Annotated in this window: 13 protein-coding genes and 1 tRNA gene; 10 read left to right on the top strand and 4 right to left on the bottom strand. The window is 72.4% G+C overall.

The window, feature by feature from the left end:
- Positions 1-404: 404 nt before the first annotated feature.
- Entirely contained in the window at positions 405-1,178 is a 774-nt protein-coding gene (locus ABIC52_RS15155; RefSeq protein WP_354027722.1) for a trimeric intracellular cation channel family protein, read from the bottom strand.
- Between the two features lie 69 nt (positions 1,179-1,247).
- Here ABIC52_RS15155 and efeU point away from each other — a divergent pair, with 69 nt between their 5' ends.
- From efeU to ABIC52_RS15140, 3 genes are read left to right on the top strand one after another with little or no spacing between them, the layout of a single operon-like run.
- Entirely contained in the window at positions 1,248-2,837 is a 1,590-nt protein-coding gene (gene efeU / locus ABIC52_RS15150) for an iron uptake transporter permease EfeU (RefSeq protein WP_354027721.1), read from the top strand.
- Positions 2,824-4,074, top strand: a complete 1,251-nt coding sequence (gene efeO / locus ABIC52_RS15145) for an iron uptake system protein EfeO (protein WP_126892615.1) — start codon at positions 2,824-2,826, stop codon at positions 4,072-4,074. The genes efeU and efeO overlap by 14 nt, the downstream gene beginning before the upstream one ends.
- A complete protein-coding gene (locus ABIC52_RS15140) occupies positions 4,071-5,348 on the top strand; it encodes a Dyp-type peroxidase (RefSeq protein ID WP_209823934.1) in 1,278 nt (425 codons plus the stop codon). The genes efeO and ABIC52_RS15140 overlap by 4 nt, the downstream gene beginning before the upstream one ends.
- Before the next feature lie 248 nt (positions 5,349-5,596).
- On the opposite strand, the gene ABIC52_RS15135 is transcribed toward ABIC52_RS15140, so the two are convergent.
- The 3 genes from ABIC52_RS15135 to ABIC52_RS15125 form a co-directional block, all read right to left on the bottom strand.
- Positions 5,597-7,936: a 5'-nucleotidase C-terminal domain-containing protein gene (locus ABIC52_RS15135; protein WP_354027720.1), complete on the bottom strand. Its 2,340-nt coding sequence runs from the start codon at positions 7,934-7,936 to the stop codon at positions 5,597-5,599.
- Positions 7,937-8,060: 124 nt separating this feature from the next.
- The gene (locus tag ABIC52_RS15130; RefSeq protein WP_209679073.1) at positions 8,061-9,875 is read right to left on the bottom strand and encodes a thiamine pyrophosphate-requiring protein; all 1,815 of its coding nucleotides are present in this window, start codon (positions 9,873-9,875) and stop codon (positions 8,061-8,063) included.
- 53 nt (positions 9,876-9,928) lie between these two features.
- Positions 9,929-11,098 carry a Gfo/Idh/MocA family protein gene (locus tag ABIC52_RS15125; RefSeq protein WP_354027719.1) on the bottom strand — a complete coding sequence of 390 codons (1,170 nt, stop codon included), beginning with the start codon at positions 11,096-11,098 and terminating at the stop codon, positions 9,929-9,931.
- Positions 11,099-11,179: 81 nt separating this feature from the next.
- Between ABIC52_RS15125 and ABIC52_RS15120 the strand changes: the two genes are divergently transcribed.
- From ABIC52_RS15120 to ABIC52_RS15090, 7 genes are all read left to right on the top strand, one after another.
- Positions 11,180-12,604, top strand: coding sequence for a glucose-6-phosphate dehydrogenase (locus ABIC52_RS15120; protein WP_354027718.1), 1,425 nt, complete (start codon positions 11,180-11,182; stop codon positions 12,602-12,604).
- A gap of 103 nt (positions 12,605-12,707) precedes the next feature.
- Entirely contained in the window at positions 12,708-13,493 is a 786-nt protein-coding gene (locus tag ABIC52_RS15115) for a dienelactone hydrolase family protein (RefSeq protein WP_354027717.1), read from the top strand.
- A 112-nt stretch (positions 13,494-13,605) separates the two neighbouring features.
- Positions 13,606-13,678: transfer RNA gene (locus tag ABIC52_RS15110), tRNA-Arg, on the top strand.
- A gap of 214 nt (positions 13,679-13,892) precedes the next feature.
- Positions 13,893-15,284, top strand: coding sequence for a purine-cytosine permease family protein (locus ABIC52_RS15105; RefSeq protein ID WP_354027716.1), 1,392 nt, complete (start codon positions 13,893-13,895; stop codon positions 15,282-15,284).
- Positions 15,285-15,448: 164 nt separating this feature from the next.
- Positions 15,449-17,005: a hydantoinase/oxoprolinase N-terminal domain-containing protein gene (locus tag ABIC52_RS15100; RefSeq protein ID WP_126892147.1), complete on the top strand. Its 1,557-nt coding sequence runs from the start codon at positions 15,449-15,451 to the stop codon at positions 17,003-17,005.
- Positions 17,002-18,156: an S-methyl thiohydantoin desulfurase family protein gene (locus ABIC52_RS15095; RefSeq protein ID WP_354027715.1), complete on the top strand. Its 1,155-nt coding sequence runs from the start codon at positions 17,002-17,004 to the stop codon at positions 18,154-18,156. Before ABIC52_RS15100 ends, ABIC52_RS15095 begins: the two co-directional genes overlap by 4 nt.
- Positions 18,153-19,268, top strand: a complete 1,116-nt coding sequence (locus ABIC52_RS15090) for an S-methyl thiohydantoin desulfurase family protein (protein ID WP_126892148.1) — start codon at positions 18,153-18,155, stop codon at positions 19,266-19,268. The genes ABIC52_RS15095 and ABIC52_RS15090 overlap by 4 nt, the downstream gene beginning before the upstream one ends.
- The last annotated feature ends 24 nt before the right edge of the window (positions 19,269-19,292 follow it).

Raw genomic sequence — 19,292 nt, 5'->3', positions numbered from 1 at the left:
CGGAGCGGGGTGTCCTGGGACTGGGGGATGAGGCGTCCTCGCGCATGGGTCCTGGTCCGTGATCGTCGTCGTGGACGGTGGTGCGCCGTCCTGTCGATCCCCGCGCGTCGGTGGCGCACGGGCCGTGCCGCACCCGGTCCGGTGCGACCCTCGAGGTCCTGCCGCGCCGCGCGTCGTGATCACGCGCGGCACCAGCGGGGCCCCCGGCCCCGTCGCTCGGTGGACCGCCACGTTCGGGTCGTGTCGGTGCGTCGAGGACGGTGGTCACCGGGTCGATACCCGGCGGTAGCGATGATACCGCGCAGGGGCCCCGATGACCCCGGTCCCGCGCTCCGGGGACGGATGGACGTCACCGCGGCGGAGCCACCGGCGAGACCGCCGACGGAACCGCCGCCGCGGGCTGCTCAGGTGTCGTCGGGGGTGCCCCGCTCGCTGCGGACGGCTCCGCGGCCGGTCCGCCGTCCGGGGCGACGGAGCAGCCGGATCGCGTCCGGCCGGAGCCGCCGTCCGCGCTGCAGCAGTGCGCCGAGCGTCGACTTCGGCTGCCACTCGCGGCCGTTCGGCAGGCCCCACCCGCGCTTGACGGCGCCGTACCGGAGTCCGAGCGACAGCACGATCGCGGCGATGATCCCGATCGACGGCGACCCGAGGTACGAGGCCACCACCATCACCGCGGACGCCGCGACGGCCACGGTCGCGTACAGCGCGTTCCCGCCGAACACCGCGGGCACACGCCGGAGCAGCAGGTCGCGCATCGCCCCACCACCGACCGCGGTGATGGTGCCCATGATGATGGCGGCGGGCCAGCCGAGCCCGGCGTCGAAGGTCCGCTGCACCCCGACCACGGACCAGAACCCGATGACGGCGGCGTCGAGCACGGTGAAGAGCCGGTCCCACGTGAGCTCGGAGAACGACACGAGGAACGCGACCAGCGCGCCGGCGATCGCCACCGGCAGGTACAGCGGGTCGACGAGCGCGACCGGCGGGCCGTTCTGCAGCAGGGTGTCGCGGAGCATGCCGCCGCCGAGCCCAGAGACGAAGCCGACCACGAGGAACCCGAACAGGTCGAAGTCCATCGTGCGCGCGAGGGATCCGCCCAGCAGTGCCGAGGCGAACACGCCCGCGAGGTCGAGCACGTTGGTGACCGACGCCAGGGCCTCCGGGGTCAGCACGTTCATGAGAACAATCAAACCCCACGTCGCAGGAGTGGCGAGCCGAGTGCTGGTTAGGTTAGCCTCACCTTCGCCATGATCGCCACCCTCGTCATCGGCCTCCGCGAAGGCCTCGAAGCGACGCTCATCGTCGGCATCATCGCCGCGTTCCTCCGTCGCAACCGCGCGCCCCTCGCCCCGATGTGGGCCGGCGTCGGGCTCGCCGTCGCGCTGAGCATCGCGGTCGGCTTCGGGCTGCAGCTCGTCGAGCAGGCCCTGCCGCAGGCCCAGCAGGAGGGCATGGAGACGATCATCGGCGCCGTCGCGGTGGTCTTCGTCACCGGGATGATCGTCTGGATGCGCACCCACGCGCGCACGCTGTCGCGGGACCTGCAAGCCAGCGCCTCGGCCGCGCTCGGGCGCGGCACGGCGTGGGCCCTCGCCGGCATGGCGTTCCTCGCCGTCCTCAAGGAGGGCTTCGAGACCTCGGTCTTCCTCCTCGCGACCTTCCAGGCGTCGTCCGACACCGGCTCGGCCGCCCTCGGCGCGGTCGTCGGCATCGCCGTCGCGGTGGCGATCGGGTACGGCATCTACACCGGTGGCGTCCGCCTCGACCTCGGCCGGTTCTTCACCGGCACCGGCGTCTTCCTCGTCTTCGTCGCCGGCGGCCTCGTGCTGACGGCGCTGCGGCACGCGCACGAGGCCGGCTGGATCGTCGTCGGCCAGCAGCGCACCGTCGACCTCGGCTGGCTCGCCCCGAACGGGTCGCTCCGCGGCGCCCTGGTCACCGGCGTGCTCGGCATCCCCGCCGACCCGCGCGTGATCGAGGTGACCGGCTGGCTCCTCTACGTCGTGCCCGTCCTGGCGATCGCGGTCTGGCCGCGCCGCTGGCGACCGTCGGTCGCCCGCATCCCGCTGGTCCGTGCTGCGGTCGCCGCCGGGCTCGCGGCCACGGCGGTCGTCCTGGCCCTGGCCGTCCCCAGCACGGGCGTCGACCTGCCGCGCACGACCACGGTCTCCGGCGACGCACGCTCCGTCACGGCCGACGTCGACGGTGCGGCCGCCGTCCTGCACGTCACCGGCACCGGCCGGGAGGCGCGCACCACCCTCCCCGCGTCGGCCCACCGCCGCGTGACCCGCTCCGGCACCGCAGCCGACCGCTGGCAGGTCACCGAGGACGTCTCGGCGACCGGGCGTCCGACCTCGCTGACGCTCGACGACCTCGTCGGCCTGTTCGGTCGGGTCCCCGTCGGCATCTCGCCGAGCACGAACCCCGGGCCGTTCGCGGCCCGGTGGACCGTCCGCGACACCGTCGCCCTGACCACCGTCGGTGGGGGCGTCCTGGACGCGACCCGCTCGGAACGCGACGTGCTCACGCTGAGCGGTGGGGGCCTCCCGGCCGCCCGGACCACCACGCTGGAACGCACGGTGTGGGCGGTGCCGACGGACCATGTCGACCGCGCGGCCGCGGACCTGGCAGCCGCGCACACCCGCGCTGCCGAGCTGCGGCTCTGGGACACCTGGCTGCCGGTCGTGCTCCTGTTCGCCGCGGCCGCCCAGGCGCTGCTCGCCCTCCGCGACCGCCGTCGTGCGGTCGCCCCACCGACCACCACCCCCGGAACCGACCCGTCGCGCGGACCGCCCGCCGACGTCCCTGCAAGGAGCCTCGACCATGCCGTTCGGTAGGACCGCCCGCACCCGCGCCGCCCACCCCCTGGCCGCCCGCCCCCTGATCGTCCTCGGCGCCCTCGGCACCGCCACCGCCCTCGCGCTGACCGGCTGTTCTGCCGGATCGCCCGCCGACGACGCCTCGAGCGGCACCGGGAAGGTCTCCCGCGTCACCATCACCCTGACGAACGACGGGTCCGACGCCTGCGCCGTGTCGACCACGAAGGTCCCCGCGGGCCCCGTCACGTTCACCGTGCACAACGAGTCGTCCACCGCCATCACCGAGGTGGAGCTCCTGCAGGACCAGCGCATCCTGGGCGAGAAGGAGAACCTCGCCCCCGGGCTCGACGCCGTCCGCTTCACGGCCACGCTGAGCGGTGGGGAGTACCAGGTGTACTGCCCGGGTGCCGAGCACGAGCTCACCGACTTCACCGTGACCGGCAAGGCCGCGTCGACCGCGAACAGCAGCGCGGCCACCCTGCTCGCCGACGGCGCGAAGGGCTACGCGACCTACGTCGACGGCCAGGTCACCGACATGGTGGCGGCCGTGCAGCAGCTGCAGCACGACGTCGACGCCGGCGACCTGGAGGCGGCGAAGCGCGACTACGCGGCGGCCCGTCCGTTCTACGAGCACGTCGAGAGCGACGTCGACGGCTTCGTGAAGCAGGGCTTCTCGGCCACCGACAACGCCGGCAACCTCGACTACCTGATCGACATGCGCGCGTCGAACCTCGACGACGCCGTCGGCTGGAGCGGCTTCCACGCCGTCGAGAAGGACCTGTTCCAGGCCGGCGCGATCACCGCGTCGACGAAGGAGACCGCGGCCGCACTGACCGCCGACGTCGAGCTCCTCGCGAAGCGCGTGCCGTCGATCGAGTACAAGCCCGAGGACCTGGCGAACGGCGCGGCCGGGCTGCTCGAGGAGGTCCAGTCGAACAAGATCACCGGGGAGGAGGAGGCGTACAGCCACATCGACCTCGTCGACCTCGCCGCGAACGTCGAGGGCGCCCGGCAGGCCTTCGCGTACCTCAAGCCCGGCCTGACGAAGGTCGACCCGGCGCTGACGAAGCAGATCGCGACCCAGTTCGACACCACGAACACGTTGATGGACGGGTTCCGCGACGCGGACTCGCTCGGCGGCTTCGCCACGTGGGACGACGCCGCGAAGGCGGAGGACGCCAACCGCATCTCGCAGCAGGTCCAGGCACTGCAGGACCCGCTGTCGCGCCTCGCCGAGAAGGTCGCGACGGCGTGACCGACTCCCGGTTCTCCCGTCGCGGGCTGATCGGCGCCGGGCTCGCGGCCGCCGGTGCGGGCGTCGGAGCCGTCGCGGGCGTCGCCGGGTCGGCGGCCGCGACCGGGGTCGACCCGTTCACGGCTGCGGCGAACGGCGACGAGTCGATCGACCTGTCGCAGGCGGTCCCGTTCTACGCGACCGCCGCCCGGCAGCCCCAGGGCGGCATCCGCACGACCCCGCAGCGGCACTGCGTCGTCATGGTGTTCGACCTGACCGCCTCGACCGCGACCGAGCTGCAGGTCCTGCTCGCCCGCTGGTCGGCCGCGATCGCGCAGCTGCAGGCCGGCCGGACGATCGGCAGCGTGGAACCCGCGCACGGCGACGGCGTCGGTGCCGACACCGGCGAGGCGCTCGACCTCGGTCCGGCCTCGCTCACCGTCACCGTCGGGCTCGGCCCCGGGGTGTTCGACGAGCGCTTCGGCCTCGCCGCGAAGCGTCCGGCGCACCTGGCCGCGATCCCCACGCTGCCCAGTGACAGCCTCGACGAGCAGCTGACCGGTGGAGACCTGTCGCTGCAGGCCTGCGCCGACGACCCGCAGGTGGCGTACCACGCGGTGCGCGACCTGGCGCGGATGGCCCGTGGCACCGCGACCGTGCGCTGGACCGTGATCGGCTTCGGTCGCGCCTCGGCCGGTCCCACGCAGTCGACGCCGCGCAACCTGATGGGCTTCAAGGACGGCACGCGCAACGTGACCACCGACGCCGAGTACGACCGCTTCGTGTGGCTCGACGACGACGCCGGGTGGATGGCCGGCGGCACCTACCAGGTGGTGCGGAAGATCCGGATGAACCTGGAGACCTGGGACGCCGACGTCGTCAGCGACCAGCAGCGGGTGTTCGGCCGGACGAAGGTCGAGGGGGCGCCCCTGTCCGGCGGGACCGAGCACACGACGCCGGACTTCCACGCCCGGGCGCCGCACGGCACCGAAGGCGGGACCGCGATCGACGCGCGCTCGCACGTCGCCCTCGCGGCGCACGAGAACAACGGTGGCGTGAAGATCCTGCGGCGCGGGTACAACTACACGGACGGGCTGAACCAGTACGGCCAGCTCGACGCCGGACTCCTCTTCGCGGCGTACGTGAACGACCCGGAGCACTTCACGCGTCTGCAGCGGAAGCTCGGGGCGTCCGACCGGTTGAACGAGTACGTGTCCCACATCGGGTCCGGTGTCTTCGCCGTGCCGCCTGCGCCGCGGAAGGGCTCGTACATCGGGGAGCAGCTCTTCCACTGATCCGCCGCAGGCAGGAGGTGGGTGCCCTCCGTCGTTTCCCTGGAGACGGAGAGCACCCGCGCCGCGGAGTCCGGCGGACGGAACCACCGTCCGCCCCCTGGGGGACGACCCGGCACGGCGCATCGCGGTGCGACAGGGGGAGCGTACCTCGCGAGGCCGGCGTGGGGCAGTGGCCGTCCGGGATCGGACAGTGGAACGGGCCGCCCCACCTGGTGGGGCGGCCCGTCGCGCGGCCGGGAGGCGCGGTGTCAGTCCGTCAGGACCGGCCCGTCCTCGACGGTGCGCTTCCGGCGTGCGAGCACGAGTGCCACGGCTCCGGCGAGCAGCAGGACGCCGGCGGCGATGCCCGGGAGCACCAGGTCCGCGCCGGTGAACGCCAGGTCGCCGCGGGCGGCACCCGGTCGACCGGCGTCCGCGACGCCGGTGCCGGTACCGGCTCCGGAACCGCTGCCCGGCAGGCCGGTGCCGGGGGTGCCCGGGTCGGTCGGCGCGCCGGTGCCCGGCTCCGGCTCGACGGCCGCCTCGACCGGGATCGTGACCGCGAGGGTCACGGTCTGCCCGTTCGGCAGGGTGAGGACGAGCGGCTCGTCGGTCGTGGCGGTCGGCGCGGCGAGGGCGGCGACCCGGGCAGCGGTCGTCGGGGCGGTCGGCTCCGTGTTCGCGTCGGGCGCACCCGGCACGGTGAACTCGAGGGTCGCGCGACCCTGCTCGTCGGTGGTGTCCACGACCGTGGTGTCGACGTCGGCGGTCGCGAGCTCCTGACCGCCGGCGCTGACCGAGACGGTGCCGCCCTGGTCGGCCGCGTTGCTGAAGGTCAGGGACGACAGGTCGATGCGGACGGCGTCACCGGGGCCGAAGCCGCCGGTCGGTGCCTCGGAGACCCGGACGCCGACGGACCGCTGGTCCTCCTGGACGGCGACGGTCGGGTGCGCGCGGAAGTACTGGACCTGCGCCTCGAGGTCGACCATGCCGCTGTCCTGCTTGGCGGCTGCCTCCGTGAAGGCGCCGAAGTTGTCGCCGCCGGTCGCGAGGAACGAGTTCACCGTGACCTTGTAGGTGCGGTCGGCCTCGATCGGCTGGCCGTCGAGCGTCATGCTCGTGATGCGCTCGCCGGCCGAGGCCAGCGGGTCGTACGTGTAGCTGAAGCCGGCGGAGGCGCCGAGCTTGAGGAACGGGCGGCTCGCGGTGGTCGGCTGCCACTGCTGCTCGAGGGCGCGGCGGACCTGGTCGCCGGTCAGGTCGAGCACGACGAGCGTGTTCGCGAACGGCTGGACGACCGCGGCCTCCTTGTAGGTGACCGCACCGGAGGCGATGTCGGCGCGGAGGCCGCCCGGGTTCATGAAGGCGATCTGCGAGCCCTGGCGCTGGGTCTGGTCGCGCTGGACCTCGGCGACGAAGTTGCCGAGGGTGGACTCGCCGCCCCGGTTCTCGCTGCGCAGTCCTTCTGCGTTCGGCGACTGCACGGCGCGCTCGAGGTCACGGTTCACCGTGCCGAGCTCGACGGCGCCGAGACGGTCGGCCTCCTTCACGGCGGCGTCGACGGTCGCCTGGACGGCGGGGTCCGGCGTGTACGTGCCGTCGACCAGGCGCAGGTTCTCGGGCGCCGCTGCGGTCACGGTACCGTCCGCGGCGACCGTGAGTCGCACGTGGCCGAGGTTGAAGCCGTACGAGCCGGTCTGGATCACCGGACGGGCGACGGTGCCGCCGGTCGGGACGACCGAGTACGCGTACGTCTGGTGGGTGTGCGCGGAGAGGATCGCCGAGACCTTCGGGGTGACGCCGTAGACCGCGCGGGCGAAGTCCGTGCTGGACGACGGCGTGACCGGCGTGGGCGACTCCGCGCCGTCGTGCACGAGCAGCACGAGCACGTCGGCCTCGTCGTTCGCCGTGTCACCGTCGGTGAGCTGGGCGGCGACCTTGTTCACCTCGGTCGTGATGTCGCCCATCTCGAGGCCCGCGATGCCGTCCGGGGCGACGAGGCCCTGGCCGACCAGATCGACCGTCGCGCCGATGAAGCCGACACGCTTGCCGCTGATCTCCTGGATCGAGTACGGCTGGAACGCGGGCTTGCCCGTCGTCGAGTCGAGGATGTTCGCGGAGACGTAGTCCCACTGTGCCGCACGGACGCCCTCGCCCTGGCCGCCGATCACGCGGTCGCGCAGGTCGTCCTGGCCCTTGTCGAGCTCGTGGTTGCCGATGGCGCTGACCGACAGGTCCATCTGGTTGAGGACGTCGATGGTCGGCTGGTCGTCCTGGATGAAGGACTCGAAGGTCGAACCACCGATGTTGTCGCCGGAGCTGACGAAGGCGGACGTCGAGGGGTCGGCGCCGCGCAGCTGCTCGAGCGCTCCGGCGAGGGTGGCCGCGCCGGCGGCGTCGCCGTCGCGCGGGGTCGGCTTGCCGTCGGTCTGGGAGATCGACTTCGCGATGCGGCCGTGGAAGTCGTTGACGTTGTACAGGTCGATCGTCGTGTCGCCCTCGGCGGCGAGGGCGGCGGACGGGACTGTCAGGGCGGTGAGGACGCCGGCGGCGACCAGGGCGGCGGCCCCGGCCAGGCGCCGGCGACGCGGGGGAGTGTGAGCGTTCATCGGCGCCGAACCTACGAAACCGCACAGGCAACGCGCCAGGTGTTGCCGCAACACGTCACGCGTTGTTCACACCACGGGGGACGTTCCTCCCGTTCGGGGGACAGGCGTCGACGCAGTCACGGCGTCAGTCGCGCCCGAGTGCGCCCTTGACCCGTTCGACCGCCTCGGCCGCCATCGCCTTCGCCGAGTCCTTGATGACGCCGAGCTCCGCCGGGTCGCCCTTGAGCAGGCTCTTCGCGGTGTTGACGGCGTACTCGGCGGTGATGTGCGGCGGCAGCGGCGGCACGTTGCGGCTGACGTAGGCGTCGATGAGCGTCACGCCCGGGTTCGCGAACGCCCGCTCGACCGCCGCCTCGACTTCGCCGTCAGCGCGGACCGCGATGCCCTCGAAGCCGAGCAGCCGCGCGTACCCGGCGTAGTCCATCGACTCGACGTCCTGTGAGCCGGACCACATCGGGTTGCCGTCCTCGGTCCGCATCTCCCACGAGACCTGGCCGAGGTCGTCGTTGTGCATGACGACGATGACGAGCTGCTGGTTCGGCCACTGGGCCATGTACTTCTTCACGGTGATGAGCTCGTTCATGCCGAGCATCTGGAAGGCGCCGTCGCCGATGGTGCAGACCGCCGGGGCGTCCGGGAAGGCGAACTTGGCGGTGACGGCGTACGGCATCGCGGCGAGCATCGTCGCCAGTCGGCCCGACATGTCGCCGTGCATGCCGCGGCGGAGCCGGATGTGGTGGCCGTACCAGTCGGCCGTGGTCCCGGCGTCGCAGGTGACGGTGACGCCCTCCGGCAGCCGCTCGTTCACGGCGCGGATGACGCGACGCGGGTTGACGCCGTCGTCGTACGCGACCTCGGCCTGGCGGTGCATCTCCGCCTCCCACTCGCGCATCTCGCCGGCGAGCTTCTCCTGCCACGCAGTGTCCTGCTTGTCCCGCAGCAGCGGCATGACCGCCTCGAGCGTCGCGCCGACGTCGCCCCAGAGGTTGAGCTCCGTCGGGTACCGCAGGCCCATCTGCTCGGGCTTGATGTCGACCTGCACCCCGCGCGCCTGGCCGGAGGCCGGCAGGTACTCGCCGTAGGGGTAGTTCGAGCCGAGGAGCACGATCGTGTCGCACTCCTTGATCTGCGTCAGGCTCGGGCGCGAGCCGAGGAGCCCGACCTGCTGCGTGTGGTACGGCACGTCGGAGGGCACGACGTCCTTGCCGCGGAGCGCCGTGATGATGCCCGCACCGGTCTTCTCGGCGGCCTCGAGCACCAGGTCCGTGGCGCCGCGCGCACCGGCGCCCACCAGGAACGTCACGCGCTCCCCGGCGTTCAGGATCTCGGCGAAGCGGGCGATCTGGTCCTGCGGCGGGACGATGCGGGTCGACGGGGCGACGTCGCTCGACCGGGACACCCAGTGCTCGGCGGCCGGGGCCTCGTACGCCATCGCCTGCACGTCGTGGGGGAGCACGACGACCGCCGGCTGCTTCCGGAGCATCGCGGTGCGGAACGCCGTGTCGACCACGACGCCGACCGCGTCCGGCGTGGCGACGGTCTCCACGTAGCAGGCGACGTCGGCGAACACACGCTCGAGGTTCGACTCCTGCTGGGTGAACGACCCGATCGATGCCAGGCCCTGCTGCCCGACGATCGCGACGACCGGCTGGTTGTCCATCTGCGCGTCGTACAGGCCGTTGAGCAGGTGGAACGCGCCGGGGCTCGAGGTCGCGACGCAGACCCCGACCTCGCCGGTGAACTTCGCGTGCGCGGTCGCCATCAGCGCGGCGATCTCCTCGTGCGTCGGGCGGACGTACTCGAGCTCGCGTTCGCTGCCGTCGGCCTTGCCGAGCGCCCCGTCGAACGCGCCGATCCCGTCGCCCGGGTAGCCGAAGACGCGCGAGACGCCCCATGCCTTGATGCGGTCGATGACGAAGTCGCTCACGGTCGTGCTCATGCACCCACCGTGCTCGGCCGTTCCTGTACGCGCTCAGGTCCCGGTGCGGACGGTCAGGGGATGGGGCGCCAGGTGCCGTCGGCGGCGCTGGCCACGACGGTCTCGATCACGGACGCCGCCCGGGCGCCGTCGGCGAAGGTCGGGAGTCCCTCGGGCCAGGCCGACCGGTCGCCCTCGGCACGGACCGCGGCGTAGGTGTCGGCGACGAAGGCCGCGAAGGCGTCGAGGTACCCCTGCGGGTGCCCGGCCGGCACGACCGCCAGGCGCCGCTGGTCCGGCACGCCCTGCGACGGGTCGCGGACGACGATCTGCGCGCCGCGCTCGTTGCCGAACCACGCGGTCTCGGGCTGCTCCTGGTCGAACGCCGCCGAACCGAGGGTGCCGTCCACCTCGAACCACAGCCGGTTCTTCCGTCCCGCCGCGACCTGCGAGATGACGACGTTGCCGATCCGTCCGGCGGCCGAGCGGAAGGTGGCGACCGCGGTGTCCTCGGTCGTCACCTCGTCCCGCCGCCCGGAGTCGGCGACCGGGTCGGGGTCCGGCGAGCCGGAGAACGACGGGCCGGACGCCGCCGGGCGGGTCGGGTAGACGATGTCGGTCGCCGCGCTCACCGACCGGAACGGCTCTCCCGTGACGAACTCGACCAGGTCGCACCAGTGCGAGCCGATGTCTGCGAACGCGCGGGACACCCCGCCGGCGCCCGCGTCGACGCGCCAGCTCGAGGCGTCCTCGTCGAGCATCCAGTCCTGCAGGTAGTGGCCGTGCACGGCGAGCAGTCGTCCGAGCTCGCCGGCGGCGATGCGCCCCCGGATCTCGCGGACCGCCGGGTGGTAGCGGTACACGAACGGCACGGTGGCGACCACGCCGGCCTCGTCGGCGGCGGCCACGAGCTCGGCGGCCTGCTCGGCGCTGATCGCGAGGGGCTTCTCGCACACGACGTTGATGCCGGCACGGATCACCGCCATCGACTGCGGGTGGTGCTGGTCGTTCGGCGTGCAGACGTGCACGACGTCGGGGGCGTCGGCGATCACCTCGTCGAGCGACGCGTAGCCGCGGGGCACGTCGAGCTGTGCGGCGACCTGCTCCGAGCGGGACGGCGTCCGCCCGAGCACCCCGACGACCTCGGCGCCCGCGGCTCGTGCGGCCCGGGCGTGCACCCCGGCGATCATCCCGGTGCCGACCACGGCGACGCGGATGCGCCGCCCTCCGTACCCACTGCTCATGGTGCTCCCTCGCGCCGGACTCGCCCCACCGTACCGACGCAACCCGGCCGCGTGCCGGAACGCGTGAGTACCGTCGGGGGCATGTCGAGCCTCCAGACCAGCCTGCTCATCCTCGGAGCCAGCGGCGACCTGTCCAAGCGCCTGCTGCTGCCCGGTCTCGCCACCCTCCTCGAGGTCAAGGACGACTGGGACGTCCAGCTCGTCGGCGCGGGTGTCGAGGACATCTCGGACGCGGACTGGAAGGCGCAGGTGCGCACGTCGTTCGAGAACGCGCAGGCGTCGAAGAACGAGGAGGACGAGGGCGCCCACGACGGCGGCGAGAAGCTCAGCAGGCGGCTCGTCGAGGTCATCGAGGCCTCGACCTACCGCAAGGCGGACGTCACCGACGCCGACGACCTCGAGGCACTGCTCGACGCGTGCGACCACGACCCGGCGATCTACTTCGCGCTCCCGCCGGCCGTGACCGAGCAGAGCTGCGCCGTCCTGAAGGGCCTCGACCTGCCGTCGGGCACACGCCTCGCGCTCGAGAAGCCGTTCGGCACCGACGCCGAGAGCGCCGAGCACCTCAACGACGTGTTGCACTCGTTCCTGCCCGAGGAGCGGATCCACCGCGTCGACCACTTCCTCGGTCGCTCCACGGTCCTCAACCTGCTCGGACTGCGCTTCGCGAACCGCATCATCGAGCCGCTGCTCTCGTCGGCGCACGTCGACCGCGTCGACATCGTCTACGACGAGACCCTCGGGCTGGAGGGCCGAGCGCGCTACTACGACAAGGCCGGTGCGCTGGTCGACATGATCCAGAGCCACCTGCTGCAGGTGATGGCCGTCGTCGCGATGGAGGCCCCGGCGTCCATCGACGCCGACGACCTCCGTACGCAGAAGGAGCTCGTGCTCCGCGCCGTACGGCCGTGGGGCGGGGACGTCGTCGCCGCCGGCAAGCGAGCGCGGTACACGGCGGGGACGATCGGCGACCGCGAACTGCCGTCCTACGTCGACGAGGACGGCGTGGACCCGTCGCTCGGCACCGAGACCCTCGCGCAGCTGACCCTCGAGGTCGCGAACTGGCGGTGGGCCGGCGTGCCCTTCACACTGCGCTCCGGCAAGGCGCTCGAGCAGCAGCGGCGCGAGATCGTCATCACCTTCAAGGACTCGCCGCACGTGCCGAACGGCCTGGCCGGTGCCGAGCGGCCGGACAAGCTGCGGATCTGGATCGCCCCCGACGAGATGCAGCTCGAGCTCAACGTGAACGGCCCGGGCGACCCGTACACGATCGACCACACGGCCCTGTCGGTGACCTTCAACCCGGGTCGGCTCAGCGCCTACGGCGAGGTCCTCGCCGGCGTGCTCGAGGGGGACGCGACCCTGTCGGTGCGCGGCGACAGTGCCGTACAGGGCTGGAAGGTCGTCGAGCCGTTCCTGCAGGCGTGGCGCGACGGGAAGGCGCCGCTCGACGAGTACGCGGCCGGCTCGGCCGGTCCCGACAGCTGGGACAACATCGACTGCTGACGCCGCGTCGGCCTGCTGGCCAGGTGGCCGACGGGAGGCGCGTGGCGGGCCCGCCACGCACCTCCCGTCCGTCCGCCGGTCGCGCGGCGTAGCGTCCGGTGACGTGAAGACCACCGACGACGTCCTGTCCACCGTCCCCGCTCCCGCCGGCTCCGACGTCCGCGTCGAACCCGTCCGCTACGACCACGAGGGCACCGCACTCCTCGGTGTGCTGGCGAAGGACCACGCCGTGTCGGGCCCCCGACCCGCGGTCCTCGTGATCCACGACTGGCACGGCGTCAACGAGCACGTCGAGGCCCGGGTGACCATGCTCGCCCGGCTCGGCTACGTCGCGTTCGGTGCCGACGTCTACGGCGAGGGCGTCCGCCCCGGCGACGACACCGCCGGCGAGGTCGCGGGTTCGTACTACCAGGACCTGCCGCTGTTCCGCGCACGGCTGACCGCCGGGCTCGACCGGCTGCGCGAGGACCCCGACGTCGACCACTCGCGCATCGTCGTCATGGGGTACTGCTTCGGCGGGTCCGGTGCGATCGAGCTCGCGCGCACCGGTGTCGACCTGGCCGGTGCGGTGTCGTTCCACGGCGGATTGATCGTGCACGAGCCGTCCGACGCGTCCGCGATCCGGGCGAAGCTCCTCGTGCTCACCGGGGGAGCGGACCCGATGGTGCCGGACACGAAGGTCGCCGAGTGGCAGGACGAGATGCGTGCCGTGCCGTCGGTCGACTGGCAGGTGGTGACCTACTCGGGTGCGATGCACGCGTTCGCGGTGCCGGGCACCGACGCGCCGGACCACGGGGCGCAGTACCAGGAGCGCGCCGACCGTCGCTCGTGGCAGGCGCTGCAGGTGTTCCTCGCCGAGGTGTTCGACGAGGAGCCGACCGTGGTCTGAGCCGCGCGACACGCCGAGGACTCCGTGCGGCGCGGCTCGATTGGCGTTCCGCGCCGCACCTGTTGTAGAGTCTTCCACGGCCGCAAGGCCAGCATCGGTCGCAAGACCGGATGCGCTCGTAGCTCAATGGATAGAGCATCTGACTACGGATCAGAAGGTTGGGGGTTCGAGTCCCTTCGAGCGCACATCTGAGAAGGCCCCGTCGCACTGCGGCGGGGCCTTCGTCGTTCCCGGATCTCTGACGGGCCCTCGTCGCTCTCTCAGCCATGCCGCTGTGCACCGTGCACTGATTCACGTGCTCGAAACGACATCCTGCACGTTCTCTCGCTCCTGTGCCGTCACTACGGTTGCTCCAACCCGGTCGCCCCGGCCGGCACCCCTTCCCCCCAGGAGCATCCGATGGCCAGTGCAGCGTCAGCACCACCAGCCCCGTCGGTCGTCGTCGACGACCACTCCCTGTCCCGTGTCCCCGCCTCCGCCCGCTACGGCTGGTTCCAGGTCGCAGTGCAGCGGTTCGGACAGATCTCCGCACTGTCCCAGTTCCTGCTCGGCGCCACGCTCGGTTTCGGCATGGGCTTCTGGCAGGCGTTCTGGGCCATCACCCTCGGCGCCGTGATCCTGGAGATCGTGTCGGTCTTCGTGGGCATCATCGGCATGCGCGAAGGTCTCAACACGTCCGTCATCGCCCGGTGGACCGGGTTCGGCAAGGCCGGTTCGGCACTGGTCGGGCTTGCCATCGGCCTGAGCCTGATCGGCTGGTTCGGCATCCAGTCGGGTGTCTCCGCCGCCGGCCTCGTCGCGATCCTGCCGGTCCTGCCGGCATGGGCGTGGTCGCTCGTGTTCGGCCTGCTGGTCACCGCGATCGTGCTCCGCGGCTTCCACTCGATGCAGTGGCTCGCGAACATCACGGTGCCGCTGTTCCTGATCCTGGTCGGCTGGGCGGTCACGGTCGAGCTGAGCCGGCACTCGATCGCCGAGCTCGCCGCGAAGGCCCCGGCCGGCCCCGAGCTGAGCTTCGTCGCCGGCACCACGCTCGTGGCGGGCGGCTTCATCGTCGGCGCCGTCATCACGCCGGACATGACGCGCTTCAACCGCTCGGTCGGCGACGTCGTGAAGCAGACCGCGCTCGGCGTCACCCTGGGGGAGTACGTCATCGGGCTCGCGGGTGTCCTGCTCGCCCACGCCGTCGGGTCGTCCGACATCACCCGCGTCATCACGTCGAGCGTCGGCTGGGTCGGCATCCTCGTGATCCTGCTCGGCACGTTCAAGATCAACGACTGGAACATCTACAGCTCGAGCCTCGGCGTCACGAACTTCATCGACGTGGTGTTCCGCCGCAAGGTGAACCGCGGCGTCGTCACCCTCGTGCTGGGTGTCGTCGGGTCGGTGCTCGCCGCGGTCGGGTTCCTCGACGCCTTCACCCCGTTCCTCATCGTGCTGGGCGTCGTGTTCCCGCCGATCGCCGGGATCATGGTCGCCGAGTACTTCGTCGTGAAGCGCTGGCGCCGCGAGCTCAGCGAGAGCGAGGGCCTCCCGGCGACGAGCCCGACCTGGGTCCCCGCGACGCTCGTCATCTGGGCGGTCGCCGCACTGGTCGGGTACTTCGTCGCCGTCGGCATCCCGTCGATCAACTCGGTCGTCATCGCCTTCGTGCTCTACGTGATCGCCGGCAAGGCCGGCTGGGTCCGCGGGGTCGGGATCAGCCGCACCGAACAGGCACCGGCAGCGGTCGACGGCGGCACGACCAGCGAGGCCCCGGCGACCGCTCCGGCACCCGCACCGGCGCCCTGAAGCCGGCGGTCGGCAGCTCCCTCGCCGACCGCCACCTGGCCGCCGACCGTGCCGCGGCTCCCTGATCCGGACACGGCACGGTCGGCCCGCCCCCCGCTCCAGCACCACTCGAGCACGCACCACCAGCACGCACCACCAGCACGCACCACCCCGAAGGGAACCCCATGCGCATCGGCATCGACGTCGGCGGCACGAACACGGACGCCGTCCTGATGGACGGCAGCACGGTCGCCGCGGCCGTGAAGCGGTCGACCAGCCAGGACGTCACCTCCGGGATCGTCGCCGCACTGGCCGGCCTGCGCGAGCAGCGCGACTTCACCTCGGCGGACATCGACGGCGTGATGATCGGCACCACGCACTTCATCAACGCACTCATCGAGGCCCGCGGGCTCGCCCCCACCGCGGCCGTCCGCCTCGGCCTGCCGGCGACCGCATCCCTGCCGCCGTTCACCGACTGGCCCGAGCACCTGGTCGGTGCCGTGCAGGGTCGGGCCTTCCTGGCACACGGCGGCCACGAGTTCGACGGCCGGGTCATCTCGGAGCTCGACCCGGACGAGCTGAAGCGGCACGCCGAGGCGATCGGCGCCGCCGGCATCCGCTCGATCGCGATCTCGTCGGTGTTCTCGCCGATCAACGACGAGTTCGAGCAGCGGGCACAGGAGATCATGGCCGCCGAGCTCGGCCCGGACGTCGCGTTCTCGCTCTCGAGCGAGATCGGCCGGATCGGCCTGCTCGAGCGCGAGAACGCCACGATCATCAACGCCGCGCTGCGTGAGCTCGCCGAGCGCATCGTCGACGGGCTGTCCGGTTCCGTCGCCGGCAGCGGCATCGACGCGCCCCTGTTCCTCAGCCAGAACGACGGCACGCTCATGGACGTCGAGTACGCCCGTCGGTACCCGGTCGCCACCTTCGCCTCCGGACCGACGAACTCGATGCGCGGCGCGGCCGTGCTGTCCGGCTTCGACACCTGCGCGGTCGTCGACGTCGGCGGCACCACGAGCGACGTCGGCGTGCTGACCGGTGGGTTCCCGCGCGAGGCCACCGGCGAGGTCGCCGTCGCCGGCATCCGCACGAACTTCCGGATGCCCGACGTGCTGTCGATCGGCATCGGGGGTGGCTCCCGCGTCCGCGCGGACGGCGCCCTGGTCGGACCGGACTCGGTCGGCTACCGGCTCACCGAGGAGGGGCTCGTCTTCGGTGGCGACACCCTGACCGCGACCGACGTGGCCGTCCGCGGCGGTCGGGGTGCGATCGGGGACGCCTCGCGTGTCGCCGGGGTGCCGGCCGAGGTCGCCGAGCGAGCCCTCGCGGTGATCGCCGAGCGCGTCGCCGACGTCGTGGAGCGCATGCGCACCTCGTCGGACCCGCTCCCGGTGGTCGCCGTCGGCGGCGGCTCCGTGCTGCTGCCGGACACCCTGCCCGGACTCGGCACCGTGCACCGGCCCGAGCACTACTCCGTGGCCAACGCCATCGGCGCCGCGATCGCCCAGGTCTCGGGCGAGGTCGACAAGGTCTACGCCATCAGCGACGGCAAGCGCTCCGCCGTGGTCGACGAGGCTCGGCAGGAAGCGGTCGACCGTGCCGTCGCCGCCGGCGCGGACCCGTCCAGCGTCGCGATCGTGGACTTCGACGAGGTCCCGATCCCGTACCTGCCCGGCAACGCCACACGCATCCGCGCCAAGGCCGTCGGTGACCTCGCGCTCGGGGCGCTGGTCCGATGACCACGACGGTCACGGGCCCGGGTGCGGACACGCGTCCGACGACGCCCACCGTCCGCCTGATAACCGAGATCGGCGAGGACTGCTCCGCCCTCGCCCGCGGTGCCGCCGTGCTCGGCACCGGCGGCGGCGGTGACCCGTACATCGGCCGCCTGCTCGCCGAGGCCGCGGTCCGCGAGCACGGCCCGGTGCCGGTCGTCCAGGTCGAGGACCTGCCCGACGACGCCGTCGTGCTCAACGTCGCGATGATCGGCGCACCGACCGTCATGGTCGAGAAGCTGCCGTCCGGCGCACAGTTCGCCGAGGCGATCCGCAGCCTGGCCACCCACCTCGGCGTCACCCCGACGCACGTCGCGTGCATGGAGGTCGGCGGCGTCAACTCGACCAGCCCGATCGTCGCCGCGGCCGAGCTCGGCCTGCCGCTCGTCGACGGCGACGGCATGGGCCGTGCCTTCCCCGAGGTGCAGATGGTCCTGCCGACCCTGTCGGGGATCAGCGCCACGCCGATGGCACTCGCCGACGAGAAGGGCAACACCGCCGTCTTCGACACCGTCGACAACCGCTGGGCGGAACGGCTCGCCCGCACGGCGACGGTGGAGATGGGGTGCTCCGCGATCACCGCGCAGTACGCGATGTCCGGCGCCGAGCTCAAGCAGTCGTACGTCCGCGGCAGCCTGTCGCTGAGCGTCGCGATCGGCGAAGCCCTCGTCGATGCCCGTGCCGCGAACGAGGACCCGGTCGCCGCCGTCACCGCAGTGCTCGGCGGGACCGTCGTGTTCGAGGGCAAGGTCGCCGACGTCGAACGGAAGACCGTCACCGGCTTCGCCCGCGGGACCGCCCGGATCGCAGGATCCGGCGGCGACACCGGCCTGGAGGCCGTGCTCCGGTTCCAGAACGAGCATCTGCTGGTCGAGGTGGCCGGGTCGGTCTGTACCACCACCCCCGACCTGATCGTCACCCTGGACGCCGAGACCGGCGAACCGATCACCACCGAGGGACTGCGGTTCGGCGCGCGCGTCCGGATCGTCACCGCCCCGGCCGACCCGCGCTGGCACACCCCGGCGGGCCTCGCGCTCGCCGGACCCCGGTACTTCGGCTACGACACCCCGGCGGTCCGCCACGACGGCACCGTCAGCGAGGGAGAACACGCATGAGCTGGACCATCGACGTCGACGACCTGCCCGACCTCGCCCGCGGCGCCGCACTGCTCGGCACCGGCGGCGGGGGCGACCCGCTCATCGGGATGCTGCTCGTCAAGGCGGCGATCGAGGAGCACGGCCCGGTGACGGTCCTCGACCCGCCCGAGGTGCCGGACGACGCCCTCGTCATCCCCACCGCGCAGATGGGCGCCCCGACCGTGGTGCTCGAACGGCTGCCCGCCGGCCCGGAGCCGCTCGGCGCCCTCCGGCGGCTCGAGGCGCACCTCGGCCGGACCGCCACCGCGACGATGCCCATCGAGTGCGGCGGCATCAACTCGATGATCCCGCTGCTCGTCGGCGCGACCGGTGGTCTGCCCGTCGTCGACGCGGACGGCATGGGCCGTGCGTTCCCCGAACTACAGATGGAGACGTTCTCGGTCTACGGGGTGCCGGGGTCCCCGCTCGCGATCAGCGACGAGAACGGGCACGGCGTCGTGATCGACACCGGGCACGACAACCGGCAGATGGAGTGGCTCGCCCGCGGCGTGACGATCCGGCTCGGCGGCGTCGCGTACATCGCCGAGTACGCGATGACCGGCAGCCAGGTCCGCGCTACCGCGGTACCGAGGACCCTGTCGTTGGCGCTGTCGGTCGGACGCGCGATCCGCCGGGCACGTGAGGAGCACCGCGATCCCGTCGAGGGGCTCGCCGAGGCCTTCGGGCAGACGATCTACACGCACCTGCGCGAGCTCTTCGACGGCAAGGTCGTCGACGTCGAGCGCCGCACGGTCGACGGGTTCGCGAAGGGTCGCGCGGTCGTGCAGGGTGCCGACGGCTCCGAGCTGGAGATCGCCTTCCAGAACGAGAACCTCGTCGCGCGGCGGGACGGCCGACTGGTCGCCGTCGTGCCGGACCTGATCTGCGTGCTCGACGCGGAGACCGCCGAACCGATCACGACGGAGCGGCTGCGCTACGGGCAGCGTGTCCGGGTGATCGGGGTCTCGACGCCCGACCTGATGCGCACACCGGAGGCCCTCGCGGTCTTCGGCCCGTCGTGCTTCGGCCTGGACGACGAGTTCGTCCCGGTCGAGCAGCTGCACGAGCGCACCCCGGTGGGGGCGCGCTGAGCAGCGCCGATGCGCGAGGATCGC

The sequence above is a fragment of the Curtobacterium oceanosedimentum genome, from assembly GCF_040545555.1.
GTDB lineage: Bacteria > Actinomycetota > Actinomycetes > Actinomycetales > Microbacteriaceae > Curtobacterium.
The sequence above is the reverse complement of the archived record's forward strand: the minus strand, read 5'-3'. Positions and strand labels throughout refer to the sequence as shown.